The 18,298-nt window shown below is 59.6% G+C and carries 14 protein-coding genes; 13 read left to right on the top strand and 1 reads right to left on the bottom strand.

Annotated features, from left to right (window positions below):
• Window positions 1-400: 400 nt before the first annotated feature.
• The 3 genes from KGA97_RS16735 (at window position 401) to choV (ending at window position 3,435) form a co-directional block, all read left to right on the top strand.
• Entirely contained in the window at window positions 401-1,348 is a 948-nt protein-coding gene (locus KGA97_RS16735) for a choline ABC transporter substrate-binding protein (protein WP_008033267.1), read from the top strand.
• Between the two features lie 66 nt (window positions 1,349-1,414).
• On the top strand, window positions 1,415-2,260 hold the full coding sequence (gene choW, locus KGA97_RS16730) for a choline ABC transporter permease subunit (RefSeq protein ID WP_008033268.1): 846 nt from the start codon (window positions 1,415-1,417) through the stop codon (window positions 2,258-2,260).
• Window positions 2,257-3,435: a choline ABC transporter ATP-binding protein gene (gene choV, locus KGA97_RS16725; protein ID WP_008044794.1), complete on the top strand. Its 1,179-nt coding sequence runs from the start codon at window positions 2,257-2,259 to the stop codon at window positions 3,433-3,435. The genes choW and choV overlap by 4 nt, the downstream gene beginning before the upstream one ends.
• Window positions 3,436-3,634: 199 nt before the next feature.
• Here the strand turns inward: choV and KGA97_RS16720 are convergent, their stop codons facing one another.
• Window positions 3,635-5,584, bottom strand: coding sequence for a BCCT family transporter (locus KGA97_RS16720; RefSeq protein ID WP_223413660.1), 1,950 nt, complete (start codon window positions 5,582-5,584; stop codon window positions 3,635-3,637).
• Window positions 5,585-5,963: 379 nt separating this feature from the next.
• Between KGA97_RS16720 and betI the strand changes: the two genes are divergently transcribed.
• From betI to dbpA, 10 genes are all read left to right on the top strand, one after another.
• Complete coding sequence (betI, locus tag KGA97_RS16715; RefSeq protein ID WP_008033272.1) at window positions 5,964-6,557, top strand: transcriptional regulator BetI; 594 nt, start codon at window positions 5,964-5,966, stop codon at window positions 6,555-6,557.
• Between the two features lie 107 nt (window positions 6,558-6,664).
• Window positions 6,665-8,137 (top strand): betaine-aldehyde dehydrogenase, encoded by a 1,473-nt coding sequence (gene betB, locus KGA97_RS16710; protein WP_008044788.1) that lies wholly within the window; start codon window positions 6,665-6,667, stop codon window positions 8,135-8,137.
• A gap of 145 nt (window positions 8,138-8,282) precedes the next feature.
• Complete coding sequence (betA, locus tag KGA97_RS16705) at window positions 8,283-9,986, top strand: choline dehydrogenase (protein ID WP_192227581.1); 1,704 nt, start codon at window positions 8,283-8,285, stop codon at window positions 9,984-9,986.
• Between the two features lie 181 nt (window positions 9,987-10,167).
• On the top strand, window positions 10,168-11,169 hold the full coding sequence (locus KGA97_RS16700; protein ID WP_192227580.1) for a hypothetical protein: 1,002 nt from the start codon (window positions 10,168-10,170) through the stop codon (window positions 11,167-11,169).
• Window positions 11,169-11,891: an AzlC family ABC transporter permease gene (locus KGA97_RS16695; RefSeq protein WP_223481123.1), complete on the top strand. Its 723-nt coding sequence runs from the start codon at window positions 11,169-11,171 to the stop codon at window positions 11,889-11,891. Before KGA97_RS16700 ends, KGA97_RS16695 begins: the two co-directional genes overlap by 1 nt.
• Window positions 11,892-11,902: 11 nt before the next feature.
• Entirely contained in the window at window positions 11,903-12,238 is a 336-nt protein-coding gene (locus tag KGA97_RS16690; protein WP_259331664.1) for an AzlD domain-containing protein, read from the top strand.
• 214 nt (window positions 12,239-12,452) lie between these two features.
• Complete coding sequence (locus KGA97_RS16685; RefSeq protein WP_008033276.1) at window positions 12,453-13,895, top strand: TldD/PmbA family protein; 1,443 nt, start codon at window positions 12,453-12,455, stop codon at window positions 13,893-13,895.
• The gene (locus KGA97_RS16680; RefSeq protein WP_223481121.1) at window positions 13,895-15,232 is read left to right on the top strand and encodes a TldD/PmbA family protein; all 1,338 of its coding nucleotides are present in this window, start codon (window positions 13,895-13,897) and stop codon (window positions 15,230-15,232) included. Before KGA97_RS16685 ends, KGA97_RS16680 begins: the two co-directional genes overlap by 1 nt.
• Before the next feature lie 112 nt (window positions 15,233-15,344).
• On the top strand, window positions 15,345-16,772 hold the full coding sequence (mdtD, locus tag KGA97_RS16675; RefSeq protein WP_223413605.1) for a multidrug transporter subunit MdtD: 1,428 nt from the start codon (window positions 15,345-15,347) through the stop codon (window positions 16,770-16,772).
• A gap of 105 nt (window positions 16,773-16,877) precedes the next feature.
• The gene (gene dbpA, locus KGA97_RS16670) at window positions 16,878-18,215 is read left to right on the top strand and encodes an ATP-dependent RNA helicase DbpA (protein WP_230427581.1); all 1,338 of its coding nucleotides are present in this window, start codon (window positions 16,878-16,880) and stop codon (window positions 18,213-18,215) included.
• The last annotated feature ends 83 nt before the right edge of the window (window positions 18,216-18,298 follow it).

Here is an 18,298-nt window from a genome sequence, read left to right as displayed (position 1 = left end):
AAAGCGCCCGGTGACGGAGCTGCTACGCTCAAGCTGCAATCCGCCGGTATGACTGCATCATCAGGCTTTTACCGTGTCGCTCGACGTCCAGTACCGACGCACTCTTGTCCACCAGCGCCGTGTGCGTTTTACGCTGCTTTTTCGCCGTTTTTTTGCGGCTCAGGTGGGCAAACGGGGCTGAAAAAATCTGTAAACGACGTCACCGACACTGGATGCGACCATCCCTGTACTGGATACGACGCACCCTGTAGGCGTCAGATTTTCACTGGTACATGATCGTATCGACTCGATTGCAAGGCGCCGTGGTAGAGCTGTCTCCAAAACGCCATCCAACCGCAACCTATAAGTGCGGTGGTCCACAGTCGGAACACTGCCAAAAAAAACACCAAGGAGTCCATCCATGAAAGGTTCCCCGTCGTTGTTGTTGGCCGCCATGCTGAGTCTGCCGTTACTGGCTCAAGCCGCAGAACCCGCTCAGTGCAGTACCGTAAACTTCTCCGATGTCGGCTGGACTGACATTACTGTCACCACCGCCACCACCAGCGTCGTGCTCGATGCCCTGGGCTACAAAACCAAAACCACAATGATTTCCGTGCCGGTGACCTACAAGTCGCTGGCCGACGGCAAGAACATGGACGTATTCCTGGGTAACTGGATGCCGACCATGGAAAACGACATCAAGGCCTACCGCGACGCCGGCACCGTGGACACCCTGCGTGCCAACCTCGAAAACGCAAAATACACACTCGCCGTCCCGGAAGAGTTGTATAACAAAGGTCTGAAAGATTTCGCCGACATCGCCAAGTTCAAGAAAGAACTCGACGGCAAGATCTATGGCATCGAACCGGGTAACGACGGCAACCGTCTGATCCAGAGCATGATCGACAAAGACGCCTTCGGCTTGAAAGCCGCCGGTTTCAAGGTGGTCGAATCCAGCGAAGCCGGCATGCTCTCGCAAGTCGATCGCGCCCAGCGCCGCAACACCGCCGTGGTGTTCCTGGGCTGGGAACCGCACCCGATGAACACACGATTCAAGATGAAGTACCTGACTGGCGGCGACGAGTTCTTCGGCCCCAACTTCGGTCAGGCGACCATCTTCACCAATACCCGCAAGGGTTATGCCCAGGAATGCAGCAACGTTGGACAGTTGCTGAAAAACCTGGTGTTCACCCTCGACATGGAAAGCACGCTGATGGGCAACGTCCTGGACGACAAAATGAAGCCTGACGCGGCCGCCAAGGCCTGGCTGAAGAAGAATCCACAGGTGCTCGATACCTGGCTCGCTGGCGTGACCACCATTGACGGTAAACCAGGCCTGGAGGCCGTTAAAGCCAAGCTCGCGCAGTAATCGCTTACGCCGGGCGGGCTCGCCCGCCCGGGCTGTTTATTTCCTTGCATGCGGACGTTCACTACCATGCTGATTGATCAGAAAATACCTCTAGGCCAGTACATCGCGGGCTTCGTTGAATGGTTGACGCAACACGGCGCCAACACCTTCGACGCAATCGCCGTGTCACTGGAAACGATGATCCACGGCGTGACTTTTGCGCTGACCTGGTTCAACCCGCTGGCATTGATCGGCCTCATCGCGCTACTGGCACACTTTATTCAACGAAAATGGGGGCTGACTGCTTTCGTCATCGCTTCCTTCCTGCTGATCCTCAATCTGGGGTACTGGCAGGAAACCATGGAAACCCTAGCCCAGGTGTTGTTCGCCACCCTGGTCTGCGTGGTCATCGGCGTGCCGCTGGGCATCGTCGCCGCGCACAAACCGATGTTCTACACCCTGATGCGTCCGGTGCTCGATCTGATGCAGACCGTACCGACCTTCGTTTACCTCATTCCTACCCTGACCCTCTTCGGTCTGGGTGTGGTCCCGGGTCTGATCTCCACGGTGGTGTTCGCGATTGCCGCGCCTATCCGCCTGACTTACCTGGGTATTCGCGATGTCCCGGAAGAATTGATGGACGCAGGCAAAGCCTTTGGCTGCTCGCGACGTCAGCTGCTCTCACGGATTGAATTGCCCCACGCCATGCCAAGCATCGCGGCCGGTATCACCCAGTGCATCATGCTGTCGTTGTCGATGGTGGTGATTGCGGCACTGGTGGGCGCCGACGGCCTGGGCAAACCCGTGGTCAACGCACTGAACACTGCTGATATCGCCCTGGGCTTCGAAGCAGGCCTGGCGATCGTATTGCTGGCGATCATGCTCGACCGTATCTGCAAACAACCCGACGCTAAAGTAGGGGGTGACGCATGAGCATTATTCGCTTCGAAGACGTCGACGTGATCTTCACCAAAGATCCGCGCGAAGCCTTGAAACTTCTCGACCAGGGCATGACCCGTAACGAGATCCTGAAAAAGACCGGGCAGATCGTCGGCGTCGAAAAGGCCAGCCTGGATATCGAGAAAGGCGAAATCTGCGTGCTGATGGGCCTGTCCGGCTCCGGCAAATCCAGCCTGCTGCGTTGCATCAACGGCCTCAACACCGTGAGCCGTGGCAAGCTGTTCGTCGAGCATGAAGGCAAGCAGATCGACATCGCTTCCTGCACCCCGGCGGAACTGAAAATGATGCGCACCAAGCGCATTGCGATGGTGTTCCAGAAGTTCGCCCTGATGCCATGGCTGACGGTGCGCGAGAACATCAGTTTCGGTCTGGAAATGCAGGGTCGGCCGGAGAAGGAACGCAAACGACTGGTCGATGAAAAACTTGAGCTGGTGGGCCTGACCCAATGGCGCAACAAGAAACCCAACGAGCTTTCCGGCGGTATGCAACAACGTGTGGGCCTGGCCCGAGCGCTGGCGATGGACGCCGACATTCTGCTGATGGACGAACCGTTTTCGGCCCTCGACCCATTGATCCGCCAAGGCCTGCAGGACGAACTGCTGGAGCTGCAAAGCAAGCTGAACAAAACCATCGTCTTCGTGAGCCACGACCTCGATGAAGCACTGAAGCTGGGCAGCCGTATCGCGATCATGAAAGACGGTCGGATCGTCCAGTACAGCAAGCCGGAAGAAATCGTTCTCAACCCGGCGGACGACTATGTGCGGACCTTTGTCGCCCACACCAATCCGCTGAACGTTTTGTGCGGTCGCAGCCTGATGCGCACCCTGGACAACTGCAAGCGCATCAACGGGTCGGTCTGCCTGGATCCGGGTGGCGATTCGTGGCTGGACCTGGCGGAAGGCAACACCATCAAAGGCGCACGCCAGAACGGTGCGAGCCTGGACCTGCAGAACTGGATCCCAGGGCAAGCAGTGGAAGGCCTGGGCCGTCGCCCAACGCTGGTGGACTCCAACATCGGCATGCGCGATGCGCTGCAGATTCGTTATCACACCGGCAACAAACTGGTGCTGCACGACAACAACAAAGTGGTCGGGATTCTCGGCGACAGCGAGCTGTATCACGCACTGCTCGGCAAGAACCTGGGGTAAGGCAACACACACAAAAACGCCGCGACAGGATCGCGGCGTTTTTGTTTGTGGATATCGGGTGATGCAGTGTTGAAGTTGAAGCCCCCATCGCCAGCAGGCTGGCTCCCACATTGAAATGCATTCTCTTGTGGGAGCCAGCCTGCTGGCGATAAAGGCGACGCGGTGCTTCAGACTGAAACACCGCGTCACTTACAACTTATTAGCTATAAACCCGGCCAAGGAGCTGCCGATGGCTTTCAAACTGATCGAGCACGTCACGAGTGATCTGATCCTGAGTGAAGCCCATCAAGTCGTAGTCCTGGCTGCCATTGTGCAGGTACACCTCGGCGCGGTAGTAACGGGCGCGAGGTTCATCGGCACTTTCAGCCGACACCGTGTCGCTCGCCGCTGCCAGATAGCCGTCCAGGCTCACTTCGTAGACAAAAGGGTTGCCCTCTTCCATCTCGATGCGCACGCCCATGCAACGCTTGGATTTGCCCAGCAACGTTTGCACGTCCAGGCCTTTACCACGCAATTGCACCACGGCCTCTTCCAGCGCAGGGCTGACTTGCTTGTCCATGAAACGCTGAACGATCGACTGGTTCGGCTGCAGGTCCAACTGAGTCAGACGCTCGCTGAAACCACGACGACCGCGCGCCGCCAACTCCGCTTGCTCCTGTTCGATCTGCACGTCCTGGCGCATGGCCTTGTGCAAGCCGAACATGAAGAACACCAGCACCACCGAGAACGGCAGACCGGCCAGCACCACCATGGTTTGCATGGCTTCGAAGTTACCGGCGAACAGCAGGCCGATGGTCACCAGGGTGATCACAACGGACCAGAAGATCCGCAGCCAGTGCGGCGCATCTTCGTCGACGTTGCCGCCCTTGCACGAAAGGTTGGCCATCATCACCGCGCCGGAATCCGCCGGGGTCAGGAACAACACGAAACCGACGAAAATCGACACGCCGATCACCACTTTCGACGCCGGGTAATGCTCAAGCAACTGGTAGATCGCCATGGATGGCTGTTGCAGCGCCGTCTTCCCGAGCTCCACCGCCCCGTGGTTCATCACCAGGTCCAGGGCCGAGTTACCGAAGATCGACAGCCACGCCAGGGTGAAACCCAACGGAATCAGCAGCACGCCGGCCACCAGTTCACGCACGGTACGACCACGGGAAATACGCGCGATGAACATGCCCACGAATGGGGCCCAGGAAATCCACCAGGCCCAGTAGAACAGGGTCCACAGGCCCAACCAACGGTCGGACTTCTCACTGTCGCCTTCGTACACATAGAGGTCGAAGGTCTTCAGCACCACGCCGTTCAGGTAGTCACCGACGTTTTGCACGAAACCGTTAAGCAGGTGCAAGGTCGGGCCGAACAGCAGCACGAAAATCAGCAAGCCGCTGAACAGCACGATGTTCAGGTTGGACAGACGACGGATGCCGTTTTCCACGCCGGACACGGCGGCGATGGTCGCCACGGTGCTCATCACGATGATCACGATCAACAGGTTGGTGTTGCTGTGTTCCATGCCGAACAGGTTTTCAAGGCCCGACGACACTTGCAGCGAACCAATCCCCAGGTTCGTCACCAGACCCAACAGGGTCACGAACATGCCGAAGCCGTCCACCGCGTGACCGGCCGCGCCCTTGACCCAACGCTCACCGACCAGCGGATACAGCGCCGAACGCAACGCCAGCGGCTGGTTATGACGGTAGGCAAAGTACGCCACGGCCAGGCCGACCAAGGCGTAAATCGCCCAGCCGTGCAGGCCCCAGTGCAGGAAGGTCAGCTGTACCGCCTGACGCGCGGCCAGGTTGCTGGCCGAAACGCCTTCCGGCGGGTTGAAGTAGTGGTCCAGCGGCTCGGACGCACCGAAGTACAACAGCGAGATGCCGATACCCGAGGAGAACAGCATCCCCGCCCAGGCGCCGTAGCTAAAGTCCGGGGTATCGTCCTTGCTGCCCAGTTTGAGCTTGCCGTAGGACGAAAACGCCAGGCCGACCACAAATACCAGGTAAGCGGCGATCACCACCATGTAGTACCAGCCAAAGCTGCGGGACAGCCACGCCTGGGCGATACCGAGCAATCTGCCAGCCTCTTGCGGGGCGATGATCAGAATGGCGGTCAACAGCAGAATCAGCGCGGTAGAGGTGTAGAACACCCAACCGTTGACCGTCACCTTCTCGGGCGGGGTCTTTATTAGAGAGGCAGAACTCATGGCACAGATGCTCCAGGCAGTGCGAGAGAAGAACACAAGGCAGCGCGTTACCCGACCAATCGGTTAGTTGGCAGCCGACCGGCGGGTGATATAAAGACAACCCGAAAAAAGCCCGAAGCCCTTAAGCACCAGTGCGTAGGGGTTTCGAGCCGTTTTGGATGTCGGGTTATCGCCATTTACACGTAGGAAAAACCTGTAAGCAGCGACGATTTGTCGCAGATCTTATTCTTTGTTGATTGAACGTTCAATCAAAACAAAATAGACTGGCCCTCAATCCGATAGACGTTTTGCGTCTGCCGGAAGGCCTAAGGAGATGTGCAAGATGCCCAAGGTCGGTATGCAACCCATCCGCCGCCAGCAATTGATCGAAGCCACCTTGCTGGCCGTCGATCAGGTCGGAATGGGGGACGCCAGCATTGCGCTGATCGCCCGTTTGGCCGGTGTCTCGAACGGCATCATCAGTCACTATTTTCAGGACAAGAACGGCCTGATCGCTGCCACGGCGCAGTACCTGATGAGTGTCCTCAGCGAGAACGTCACCGCGCGCCGTCAGGCGCTGACAGATGCCAGCCCGCGGGCGCATCTGCAGGTGATCATCGAAGGCAACTTCGACGCCAGCCAGGTCAATGGCCCGGCAATGAAAACCTGGCTGGCCTTCTGGGCCACCAGCATGCACCACCCGTCTTTGCACAGGTTGCAGCGGATCAACGATCACCGTCTGTATTCCAACCTGTGCTGCCAGTTCCGCCGCGTATTGCCGCTCGATGATGCGCGCAGTGCAGCCCGGGGCTTGGCAGCGTTGATTGACGGTTTGTGGTTGCGCGGCGCGCTGTCGGGAGATGCTTTCGACACGGAACAGGCGCACCGGATCGCTTACGAATACATGGATTTCCAACTGGCCAAGCAGGTGAGTTAGAGCACACATAAAACGCTCAACCCCTGAACCGCCACTGACCAGCGTGTCAGCGCTACACGGCACGCCCAGTGGTCAACGCCAACCACTTATGCACTTGCGAGGACACTATGGCCCGTTTCGAACTGCAAAAACTCTACATCGATGGCGGTTACTCCGACGCCAGCAGCGACGCCACTTTCGAAGCCATCAACCCGGCTAACGGTGAAGTCCTCGCAAAAGTACAGCGTGCGACCAAGGAAGACGTTGAGCGCGCTGTAGTCAGCGCCGAAAAGGGCCAGAAAATCTGGGCTGCAATGACTGCCATGGAGCGTTCGCGCATCCTGCGTCGCGCCGTTGACATCCTGCGCGAGCGCAACGATGAACTGGCCGCCCTGGAAACCCTGGACACCGGCAAGTCGTTCTCCGAAACCAAGTATGTCGACATCGTTACCGGCGCCGACGTGCTGGAATACTACGCAGGCCTGGTCCCAGCCATCGAAGGCGAGCAGATCCCGCTGCGCACCACTTCTTTCGTTTACACCCGTCGCGAGCCGCTGGGCGTCGTGGCCGGTATCGGCGCGTGGAACTACCCGATCCAGATCGCCCTGTGGAAATCCGCTCCTGCCCTGGCGGCCGGTAACGCGATGATCTTCAAGCCAAGCGAAGTCACTTCCCTGACCACGCTGAAACTGGCCGAGATCTACACCGAGGCAGGCCTGCCAGCCGGCGTGTTCAACGTATTGACCGGCAGCGGCCGTGAAGTCGGCACCTGGTTGACCGAGCACCCGCGCATCGAAAAAATCTCCTTCACCGGCGGCACCGACACCGGCAAGAAGGTCATGGCCAGCGCTTCCGCTTCGTCGTTGAAAGACGTGACCATGGAACTGGGCGGCAAATCCCCGCTGATCATTTTCGACGACGCCGACCTCGATCGCGCCGCCGACACCGCGATGATGGCCAACTTCTACAGCTCCGGCCAGGTCTGCACCAACGGCACTCGCGTGTTCGTACCGAGCCACCTGAAAGCCGCTTTCGAAGCCAAGATCGTTGAGCGCGTTGCGCGCATCCGCGTCGGCAATCCGGAAGACGAAAACACCAACTTCGGCCCGCTGGTCAGCTTCGCCCACATGGAAAGCGTGCTGGGCTACATCGCCAAAGGCAAAGAAGAAGGCGCTCGCGTGCTGTGCGGCGGCGGCCGTCTGACCGACGGCGAATTCGCCAAAGGCGCGTTCGTGGCACCGACCGTGTTCACCGATTGCACCGACGAGATGACCATCGTTCGCGAAGAAATCTTCGGCCCGGTGATGGCGATCCTGACTTACGAAACCGAAGAAGAAGTGATCCGTCGTGCCAACGACACCGACTTCGGCCTGGCCGCGGGCGTCGTCACCAAGGACCTGAACCGCGCTCACCGCGTGATTCATCAACTGGAAGCCGGTATCTGCTGGATCAACGCCTGGGGCGAGTCCGACGCGAAGATGCCGGTCGGCGGCTACAAGCAATCCGGTGTGGGTCGTGAAAACGGCATCAGCTCGCTGAACAACTTCACACGCATCAAATCGGTACAGGTTGAGCTGGGCGATTACGCCTCGGTGTTCTAAGGCGATATCCGCTTCGCCTGCGAGGCCGTCATCGCCAGCAGGCTGGCTCCCACAGGAGTACGCATTCCAATGTGGGAGCCAGCCTGCTGGCGATCGAGTGCGCAGCACTCGCCAGACCTGACCATATTTAAAGAGGGTGCATTCAATGTCCCAAGAATTCGATTACATCATCATCGGTGCCGGCTCGGCCGGTAACACCCTGGCGACCCGTCTGACTGAAGACGAAGGCGTCACCGTCCTGCTGCTCGAAGCAGGCGGCCCGGATTACCGGATGGATTTCCGCACGCAAATGCCAGCGGCCTTGGCGTTCCCGCTGCAAGGTCGTCGCTACAACTGGGCGTACGAAACCGATCCAGAGCCACACATGGACGGTCGCCGGATGGAATGCGGTCGCGGCAAGGGCCTGGGTGGTTCTTCGCTGATCAACGGCATGTGCTACATCCGCGGCAACGCGATGGACTACGACAACTGGGCCAAACTGCCAGGTCTGGAAGACTGGGACTACCTGAACTGCCTGCCGTACTTCCGCAAGGCCGAAACCCGCGACATCGGCCCGAACGACTACCACGGTGGCGAAGGCCCGGTCAGCGTGACCACGCCGAAAGCCGGCAACAACCCGCTGTTCCACGCCATGGTTGAAGCCGGTGTGCAAGCTGGCTACCCGCGCACCGAAGACCTGAACGGTTACCAGCAGGAAGGCTTCGGCCCGATGGACCGCACCGTAACGCCGAAGGGCCGTCGCGCCAGCACCGCTCGCGGTTACCTGGACGTCGCCAAGAAGCGCTCGACCCTGACTATCGTCACTCACGCCCTGACCGACAAGATCCTGTTCGAAGGCAAGCGTGCCGTCGGCGTGCGTTACCTGATCGGCGCCGCTGAAGAGCGCGTTGAAGTCCGCGCCCGCAAAGAAGTGCTGCTGTGCTCCGGCGCCATCGCTTCGCCGCAGATTCTGCAACGTTCCGGCGTCGGCCCGGCCGAACTGCTGAACAAGCTCGACATCCCGGTGGTCCACGACCTGCCAGGCGTCGGCGAAAACCTGCAGGATCACCTCGAGCTGTACCTGCAATACGCCTGCACCCAGCCGGTTTCGCTGTACCCGTCGCTGCTCTTGCACAACCAGCCGGCCATCGGCGCCGAGTGGCTGTTCAACGGCACCGGCATCGGCGCCAGCAACCAGTTCGAAGCCGGCGGTTTCATCCGCACCCGTCCGGAATTCGAATGGCCGAACATCCAGTACCACTTCCTGCCGGTCGCGATTAACTACAACGGCAGCAACGGTGTGAAAGAGCACGGTTTCCAGGCGCACATGGGTTCCATGCGTTCGCCGAGCCGTGGTCGCATCCAGGCCAAGTCCAAGGATCCGCGCGAGTACCCGAGCATCCTGTTCAACTACATGGCCACCGAGCAGGACTGGCAGGAATTCCGCGACGGCATCCGCCTGACCCGTGAAATCATGCAACAGCCTGCACTGGACGCTTTCCGTGGCCGCGAAATCAGCCCGGGCATTGAAGTGCAAACCGATGAGCAGCTCGACAAGTTCATCCGCGAACACGCCGAAACCGCGTTCCACCCGTCCTGCTCGTGCAAGATGGGCACCGACGAGATGGCTGTGGTCGATGGCGAAGGCCGTGTGCACGGCATGCAAGGTCTGCGCGTGGTCGATGCCTCGATCATGCCGATCATCACCACCGGCAACCTGAACGCACCGACGATCATGATCGCCGAGAAAATCGCCGACAAGATCCGTGGTCGCAAGCCATTGCCGCGCAGCACTGCCAGCTACTACGTGGCCGGTGATGCACCGGTGAAAGGCAAGCCTGTGCGTGATGTGAGCGCGACAGCACGCTGATAGCCGCTCTGCAAAACCGCAAACCGCCACCTCTTCGGAGGCTGGCGGTTTTTTATTGCCTTGAATAATCCACCCACCCTGTCCAGCCCGCAACAAAACTCGCAACACTTATAGGGGACTTCAAACTTAATAGTTGCATTAAGATCAGCGCCAAACAAAAAACTGATTATCAAGGATGATAATGAATACCCACTATGCAAACCCAACTGTATCAGCCAGCTTATTCCGACAAACAATAGCAAAAGAAACAACAATCACTCTGAACTTCAACTATCTCAGCGGCATGATCGAAGCGTGGTGGATGAAAAATCACGACCTGAGTATTCATGAGCTGAAAATCCAGCTGATCAATATCTTTGCAACTTACCTCCACCCGGAAGATGCCTACTATTTCGATAAATTAGGGCAAGCGCACGACGGCGTGGCCGCCGTGTGCATCAAGAACATCTTCCACCTCGATTCACCCAGGCTGGCCCTGACGGTGCATGAAGCGCTCGCCGATTTGTTCCATCTGGTTGACATCAAATACGACTATGAAGAACACAAAGCCTTATATCTTAAACCGGCAGCAGAAAAATATCGGGAATGGGGAAATGGCTATGGAGATATCACACCGCATTCCGACGACTTGTATGAAAACCTCAGCGTGGACTTCCTGGCATTAACAGTTTGCCGAGACACTACTCATACGCCGACGGCTTATTATTTTCCCGCAGACTTGCTCTGCGACCTTGATAACGAAGACATTGAAACACTGCTTGGCATGCAAGCCAGGTTTATTTCAGGCAAAAACGTCAAGGGTTCGAAAGAGCGAATTCGCAATGTCGTTGAATACGACGACCACTACGGCTACCGGTTCTCTCTGGACTTCCGGATCGACCCGCACAACGGTGAGCGGATGCGAGCGGTCAACGGCGGCCAACATGTCCTCGACAAGATAAGAGCCCAGTTGCCCACCGCCAGGCACAGTGTCTCGACAGCCGAGACCGGAACCTTCCTGATCGTGGCCAACCATAAGATCCTGCACGCACGCCCCATGCTGAACATGAGTGAAGATGCAGTGCGCACCCAGGCCGCCACTTCAACACTGGCCACCACACCTCGCCTGCTGTTTCGCAGCAAAGGCCCCAGGAAGCAGTATTACGCGCTGAATGCATCCGACTGTCCGCGGGAAACTTGCTGATGGTTGCTGGAAAACCGCCTTGTCATTCGTCAGCCAAGGTCTTCCAGGAAGGCGCACGGGATGCGATCAGCTTCGGTGTCGCCTTCCTGTTTCTGTATTTGTCGATCGGGATGGTAGGCGCCGCACAGTCGTTAACCCTGGGGCAGACCCTGGCAACAACCTTGTTGATATTTTCTACGCCGCTACAGTTTTTGCTTCTGCAAAACTACAACGATGGCTGGCTGTTGATTCCGGTCATTCTGGCGCTCAACGTGCGATTCCTGCTGCTCTCGGCCGCGCTGGCGCCGTACCTGAAGCACGTTTCAACAAGCAACATACTGCCCTCGCTGATCCTGATAACGCCGTCGATATTCACGGCCTGCATGACCCGCTTCAAACAACGAACCGATCACCCCTTCACTTACATGCTCGGCGTGGGCTTGCCGATATTTGCCGTGTCGATTGTGTGTACCTGCATCGGCTTCATCGCCGGTGCCGGGTTGGCGTCGCCGGTGACCACGGCCGTGATGATGATGCTGTTGCCGCTTCAGTTCACGGCACTGGCCGGCAAACACTGGCCGCATTACGCCGAAGTGTCCAGCTACTGGCTGGGCTTCATCGGCGCGCCAGTGCTGGTGCTGTTCTTCAAGGATTACAGCTTGCTCATCACACCGTTTTTGATCGGTGGCGTGACCGTGCTGATTGAAAACGCCTGGACCGAACAAGGAGCGCGCAACCAATGACACTTTGGTTTTTGATCGGCTTTGCCGCCGTCAGCGCACTGGCGTTTCGCGCCCTGCCCTTTGCCTTTAAAAACACGACGGCGCTGACGCGCACCCACGGTTCGTTTTATCGGTTTATCAACTACAGCGCACAAGCCATGCTGGGGGTCATCATTTATGACACGGCCTTCAACAAACAGGATGCGCCGAGCCTGATGCAACAGTTTGAAAGCCTGGATGCGCTGAAGCTGATCCTGCTGCTGGGGACCTTCATTGTGGTCGCCAAAACCAGAAAAATACTTCCCGCTTTCCTGGCCAGCCTGATGATTTATCTGACGGCGGTCGTCTATCTCTATGGCGGGCAGTAAGCCCCGCCCCCTCTCACCACCGTAACCCATGCCATCGCGAGCAGATCACGACACGGTCTGCCCGCGAGCCTCGGCCTTCACGCTGATTAAATATTTCCTACGCAGCTCTGCGCTTGATACTACCCCCACGCAGGCCTAATCTAGCGCCACGCAAACGTTTCACCCCCCTTCGCAACACCGCTGCATCGCCACTCCAGACCAAGGAGGTTCCCGAATGTTCGATTTCCACCCCCAGCTCAAGCAGCGCTTTGCTGCCTTGCGCACGGGCGCTGAATTCTTTTCTCTGCGATACGTGCGCGAGTCCGGCCAGTACCTGTCGGTGCGCAAGAACGTTGCCGAACCTCCGAGCCTGAGCCGTGACGAAGGCGCGATGCTGACCGTTCGCGTCAACGGCGTTGAAGCCTACGCCGCGACCAACGACCTGTCGCCGCAAGGCCTGCAATCGGCGCTGGACCGAGCCGAGCAACAAGCTCGCCTGCTCAAGCCTCACGCGTTGCTCGACCTGCGTGAGCAAGCCGTTTCCAGCGACCGCGCCGACTATTTTTCGCCGAACCTCGACCAGCCCTTCCCGTCCCTGAGCGATTGCTACCAACTGCTCGGCGCCGAATCCGCGGCAGTGCCCAAGGACGAGCGACTGGTGAACTGGCAGGTCAGCATCGGCATCACCCATGTCGAGCAGATCTACCTCAACAGCGCCGGCGCCGAACTGCGCCAGGCCCAGCGTTTTGTCTATCCTGGCCTGGATGTCACGGCCTACGACGGCAACGACAGCCAGACCCGCAGCCTCGGCCGCGAGAACTTCGGTCAGCAGGGCAGCGCTGATGTCATCAGCCGTTGCGGCCTGATCGGCGCAGGGCCAAAAGTTGCCGATCAAGCATTGCAATTGCTGCTCGCGCCGAACACGCCACAAGGCCCGCGCGACCTGCTGCTGATGCCTGATCAGATGATGCTGCAGATCCACGAATCCATCGGTCACCCGCTGGAACTCGATCGCATCCTCGGTGACGAGCGCAATTACGCCGGCACCAGTTTCGTCAAGGCCGAAGACTTCGGCCATTTGCAGTACGGTTCGAAACTGCTGAACGTCACCTTCGACCCGGACATTCCCGAGCAGCTCGCCAGCTACGGTCATGACGACGACGGCACTGCCGCGAGCAAGCAATTCCTGATCAAGCAGGGCTTGCTCCTGCGTCCATTGGGCGGTGCACTTTCGCAGTTCCGCGCCGGCATGGACGGCGTTGCCAACAGCCGTGCCTGCGGCTGGAATCGCCCACCGATCGACCGCATGGCCAACCTCAATATCGAGCCCGGCGATCAGCCGCTGGAACAACTGATCGGCAACATCGAGCACGGTATTTTGATGAGCACCAACCGTTCCTGGTCCATCGACGATGCGCGCAACAAGTTCCAGTTTGGCTGCGAATGGGGCCAGTTGATCGAAAACGGCGAACTCAAAGGCGTGGTGAAAAACCCGAACTACCGGGCGATTTCCGCGCAGTTCTGGAAGAGCCTCAGCGCCGTTGGCGACGCCAGCACCTTCAAGGTTCTGGGCACGCCGAACTGCGGCAAAGGCGAACCGAATCAGGTGATCCGTGTCGGCCATGCATCACCGGCCTGCGTGTTCAGCAACGTGGATGTATTTGGGGGAGACGCCTGATGAGCACTTCAAAAAGTCAGGCTGATTCGTTCAAAGCCTTGGTCAACGGGTTGCGCGAGGCGATTCGCGAACCGGAGCAATTCACCCTCAGCTACGCCGCCGAGTCGTCGGCCTTCGTGCGTTTCAATCATGCCAAGGTGCGGCAGGCCGGGCAGGTGCAACAGGCGAGCGTCGGTCTCAAGCTGATCAACGGCGGACGCCACGCTGACCTCGACATCACGCTGTCGGGCGATGCGCACGTTGACGCCCAGCGTCTGGCCGAAGGCCTGCAACAGTTGCGCGACACCCTGCCGCTGCTGCCGCAGGATCCGTACTTGCTGCTCAACTACACCGGCTGGCAAAGCAAGAATGTGCAGGAGCATCCGCTGCCGGACACCGAGCAGGTGGTCGCCGAAATCACCCGGGCCGCCGAGGGGCTGGATCTGGTGGGTTTCTATGCCGCCGGCCCAATCAGTCGCGGCTTCGCCAGTTCCTCAGGCGCGTTCGGCTGGCATCAGGCCAACAGCTTCAACTTCGACTTCAGCCTGTTTCATGCAAACGGCCAGGCGGTGAAAGCCAGCTACGCCGGGCATGACTGGAACAGCGAAGGGTTTGCCCGGCGCTTCCAGCAGGCGCGTGAGCAGCTTGAGTTTCTGGGGCGGCCACTGCGGACTTTGGCACCGGGTCAGTATCGCGCTTACCTGGCGCCGGCCGCGCTGGAAGAAATCATGGGCATGTTGTCCTGGGGTGGCTTTTCGGCGCAGTCGATTGCCAGCAAGAGCAGTCCGTTGCAGAAACTCTACGCGGGCGATCATTCGTTCAGTCCGCTGGTGTCCCTTGACGAGCAAGTCAGCGGTTCGTTGAGCCCGGCATTTTCTGGCGAAGGTTATCCACGCAGTGACCTGAAACTGATCGTCGAAGGCAAGGCCGGCGCGCAATTGGTCGGCTCACGCAGCGCCGCCGAATACGGCCTGACGGCCAACGGCGCCAGCGGCGGTGAATCGCCGACCGCGCTGAACATGGCGCCAGGCGCGCTTGCCGATGCTGAGATCCTCAAGCAACTGGGCACGGGCTTGTACATCAGCAACCTCTGGTACCTGAATTACTCGGACCAACCGATGGCACGCATGACCGGCATGACGCGGTTTGCGACGTTCTGGGTCGAGAATGGCGAGATACAGGCGCCGGTCAGCACCATGCGTTTTGATGACAGTGCATACAGTTTGCTGGGTTCGCAGCTGGAAGCGCTGACCGAAGAGCGCGAGTTGTTGCTGTCGGCGAGCACTTACAGCCAGCGGGCCACGGCATCGGCGCTGTTGCCGGGCGCGCTGATCAGCAAACTGACCTTGACCCTCTAAAAGCTTCGCGGGCAAGCCTCGCTCCTACAAGAACAGCGAAACCCTGTAGGAGCGAGGCTTGCCCGCGAAGAAGCCGCCACGGTTAATCAGATTCACACTGACAAGAGGTCCCATGCCCAACCGCCCGCCTCTCGACGCTGTCACCGCCCGCTGGTTGCCGTGGGTCGTCGCCATTGCCTTCTTCATGCAGTCCCTCGACGGGACCATCCTCAACACCGCCCTGCCGGCCATGGCCCGCGATCTGGCGGAAGACCCGCTGCGCATGCAGGGCGTGATCATCGCCTACATGCTCACCGTCGCGTTGCTGATCCCCGCCTCAGGCTGGATCGCCGACCGCTTCGGCACCAAGAAAATCTTCTTCGGTGCGATCCTGCTGTTCAGCTTCGGCTCGTTGCTCTGCGCCTTGTCGAGCAGCCTGAGCATGCTGATCGGCGCCCGGGTGATTCAGGGCCTGGGTGGTGCGCTGATGCTGCCGGTCGGTCGGCTGGTCGTACTGCGGGCCTACCCGCGCTCGGAACTGGTGCGGATCATGGGTTTCATCACCATTCCCGGCCTGCTCGGCCCGTTGATCGGCCCGACCATGGGCGGCTGGATGGTGGAATACCTGACGTGGCACTGGATCTTCCTGATCAACCTGCCGGTCGGCGTCGTCGGTTGCTACGCCGTATGGAAATTCATCCCCGACCTGCGCGGCACTGAACGCACGCGGTTCGACAGCCTCGGCTTTTTGCTGTTTGGCGCAGCGATGGTGCTGATCACCATTGCCATGGAAGGCCTCGGCGAACTGCACCTGCCGCACCTGCGCGTGATGTTGCTGCTGTTCGGCGGCATGGCGTGCCTGGCGGCGTACTGGTTGCGGGCCGGGCACATCGACAATCCGCTGTTCGCGCCGTCGCTGTTCAAGACCCGCACGTTCGCCGTCGGCATCCTCGGCAACCTGTTCGCCCGTCTCGGCAGCGGCGCACTGCCCTTCCTCGTGCCGTTGCTGCTGCAAGTGGCCCTGGGCTACTCGCCGTCGCAGGCGGGGATGAGCATGCTGCCGCTGGCAGCGGCGGCGATGGTCGCCAAGTCGGTGGCGCGGCCACTGATCGAGCGCCTGGGTTATCGCATTGTGCTGACCGGCAACACCCTGGCGCTGGGGCTGATGCTGGCAAGCATGGGCCTGGTCAGCGAGCAGACGCCGTACTGGCTGCTGCTGGGCATGCTGGCGATTCTCGGCGCGATCAACTCGTTGCAGTTCACCGCGATGAACACCGTGACCCTGATCGACCTCGACGACGCCAGCGCCAGCAGCGGCAACAGCCTGCTGTCGGTGGTCGCGCAATTGTCCCTGAGCCTGGGCGTTGCATGCGCCGGTGCGCTGCTTGGCGGGTTCACGGCAGAGATCGGAAACGACGGCGTGGACACGGTGCTGGGCGCGTTCCAACTCACGTTTGTGACCGTCGGAATCATGGCGATGCTGGCCGCGACGATCTTCTCGCAGCTGTCGAGAGAAGACGGACGGCGCGTCAAGCGTCCGGAAGAACACATCGAACCTTAGGGCCAATGGCCATGGGACTGGTACACTGCGCGACATTTTGTTTTGCAGGCCAGTCCCGTGACCACCATCGCCACCGCTTTTAATACTTTGCCGCTGTCCGCCGCCATGCTGGCTAACCTCGACTCCCTCGGTTATGCCCAGATGACGCCGATCCAGGCGCAAAGCTTGCCGGTGATCCTCAAGGGGATGGACCTGATCGCCCAGGCCAAGACCGGCAGCGGCAAGACCGCAGCCTTCGGTATCGGCCTGCTGAACCCGATCAATCCGCGCTTCTTCGGCTGCCAGGCGCTGGTCATTTGCCCAACGCGTGAACTGGCTGACCAGGTTGCCAAGGAAATCCGTCGCCTGGCCCGCGCCGAAGACAACATCAAGGTCCTGACCTTGTGCGGCGGCGTGTCGTTCGGTCCGCAGATCGGCTCGCTGGAGCACGGCGCGCACATCATCGTCGGCACTCCGGGCCGTATCCAGCAGCACCTGCGCAAAGGTTCGCTGGTGCTTCATGGCCTGAACACGCTGATCCTCGATGAAGCCGACCGCATGCTCGACATGGGTTTCTACGATTCCATCGAAGAAATCATCGCCCAATGCCCGGAGCGTCGTCAGACCCTGCTGTTCTCCGCCACGTACCCGGTGGGCATCAAGCAGTTGGCGTCGAAGTTCATGCGCAACCCGCAGCAAGTGAAGGCCGAGGCGTTCCACGACGACACGCAGATCGAGCAGCGCTTCTACGAGATCTCTCCGGAAGAGCGCATGGACGCCGTGGTCAAGGTCCTCGCGCATCACCGCCCGGCCTCTTGCGTGGCCTTCTGCTTCACCAAGCAGCAGGTTCAGGAAACCGTCGATCACTTGACCGCCAAAGGCATCTCCGCTGTCGGCCTGCACGGCGATCTGGAACAACGTGATCGTGACCAGGTGCTGACGATGTTTGCCAACCGCAGTACTTCGGTACTGGTTGCCACCGACGTCGCCGCCCGCGGCCTGGACATCGATGCGCTGGACATGGTGATCAACGTCGAACTGGCCCGTGATTCGGAAATCCACATTCACCGCGTTGGCCGTACTGGCCGCGCCGGTGAAAAAGGCATCGCGATCAGCCTGGTCGCCCCGTCCGAAGCGCACCGCGCCCAGGCCATCGAGCAACTGCAGAAGTCGCCGTTGAGCTGGGATCAGCTGGACAACCTCAAGTCCCAGGGCGGTGGTCCGTTGCTGCCGCAAATGAGCACGCTGGTCATCGGCGCTGGCCGTAAAGACAAAGTGCGTCCGGGCGATATTCTGGGTGCATTGACTGGCGATGCCGGGATTCCGGGCGCGCAGGTTGGCAAGATCGCGATTTTCGACTTCCAGGCGTTCGTTGCCGTGGAACGCGCAGTTGCCAAGCAGGCAGTGCAACGCCTGAACGACGGCAAGATCAAAGGCCGCTCGCTGCGCGTGCGTATCTTGTAAGAACAACGCACATCCCCCTGTGGGAGCGAGCCTGCTCGCGATAGCGGAGTATCAGATGACATTTAGTTGTCTGACACCCCGCT

Origin of the sequence: Pseudomonas sp. BF-B-15, from assembly GCF_019946675.1 — a bacterium.
In the GTDB taxonomy this organism is placed as follows: domain Bacteria; phylum Pseudomonadota; class Gammaproteobacteria; order Pseudomonadales; family Pseudomonadaceae; genus Aquipseudomonas; species Aquipseudomonas migulae.
Note: the sequence above shows the minus strand (reverse complement) of the source record. Positions and strands in the feature narration are given on the sequence as shown.

Bases quoted from the DNA above. Each gene is read 5' to 3' on its own strand.
- KGA97_RS16735 (WP_008033267.1), top strand. From the start codon at position 401: ATGAAAGGTTCCCCGTCGTTGTTGTTGGCCGCCATGCTGAGTCTGCCG.
- choW (WP_008033268.1), top strand. From the start codon at position 1,415: ATGCTGATTGATCAGAAAATACCTCTAGGCCAGTACATCGCGGGCTTC.
- choV (WP_008044794.1), top strand. From the start codon at position 2,257: ATGAGCATTATTCGCTTCGAAGACGTCGACGTGATCTTCACCAAAGAT.
- betI (WP_008033272.1), top strand. From the start codon at position 5,964: ATGCCCAAGGTCGGTATGCAACCCATCCGCCGCCAGCAATTGATCGAA.
- betB (WP_008044788.1), top strand. From the start codon at position 6,665: ATGGCCCGTTTCGAACTGCAAAAACTCTACATCGATGGCGGTTACTCC.
- betA (WP_192227581.1), top strand. From the start codon at position 8,283: ATGTCCCAAGAATTCGATTACATCATCATCGGTGCCGGCTCGGCCGGT.
- KGA97_RS16700 (WP_192227580.1), top strand. From the start codon at position 10,168: ATGAATACCCACTATGCAAACCCAACTGTATCAGCCAGCTTATTCCGA.
- KGA97_RS16695 (WP_223481123.1), top strand. From the start codon at position 11,169: ATGGTTGCTGGAAAACCGCCTTGTCATTCGTCAGCCAAGGTCTTCCAG.
- KGA97_RS16685 (WP_008033276.1), top strand. From the start codon at position 12,453: ATGTTCGATTTCCACCCCCAGCTCAAGCAGCGCTTTGCTGCCTTGCGC.
- KGA97_RS16680 (WP_223481121.1), top strand. From the start codon at position 13,895: ATGAGCACTTCAAAAAGTCAGGCTGATTCGTTCAAAGCCTTGGTCAAC.
- mdtD (WP_223413605.1), top strand. From the start codon at position 15,345: ATGCCCAACCGCCCGCCTCTCGACGCTGTCACCGCCCGCTGGTTGCCG.
- dbpA (WP_230427581.1), top strand. From the start codon at position 16,878: ATGCTGGCTAACCTCGACTCCCTCGGTTATGCCCAGATGACGCCGATC.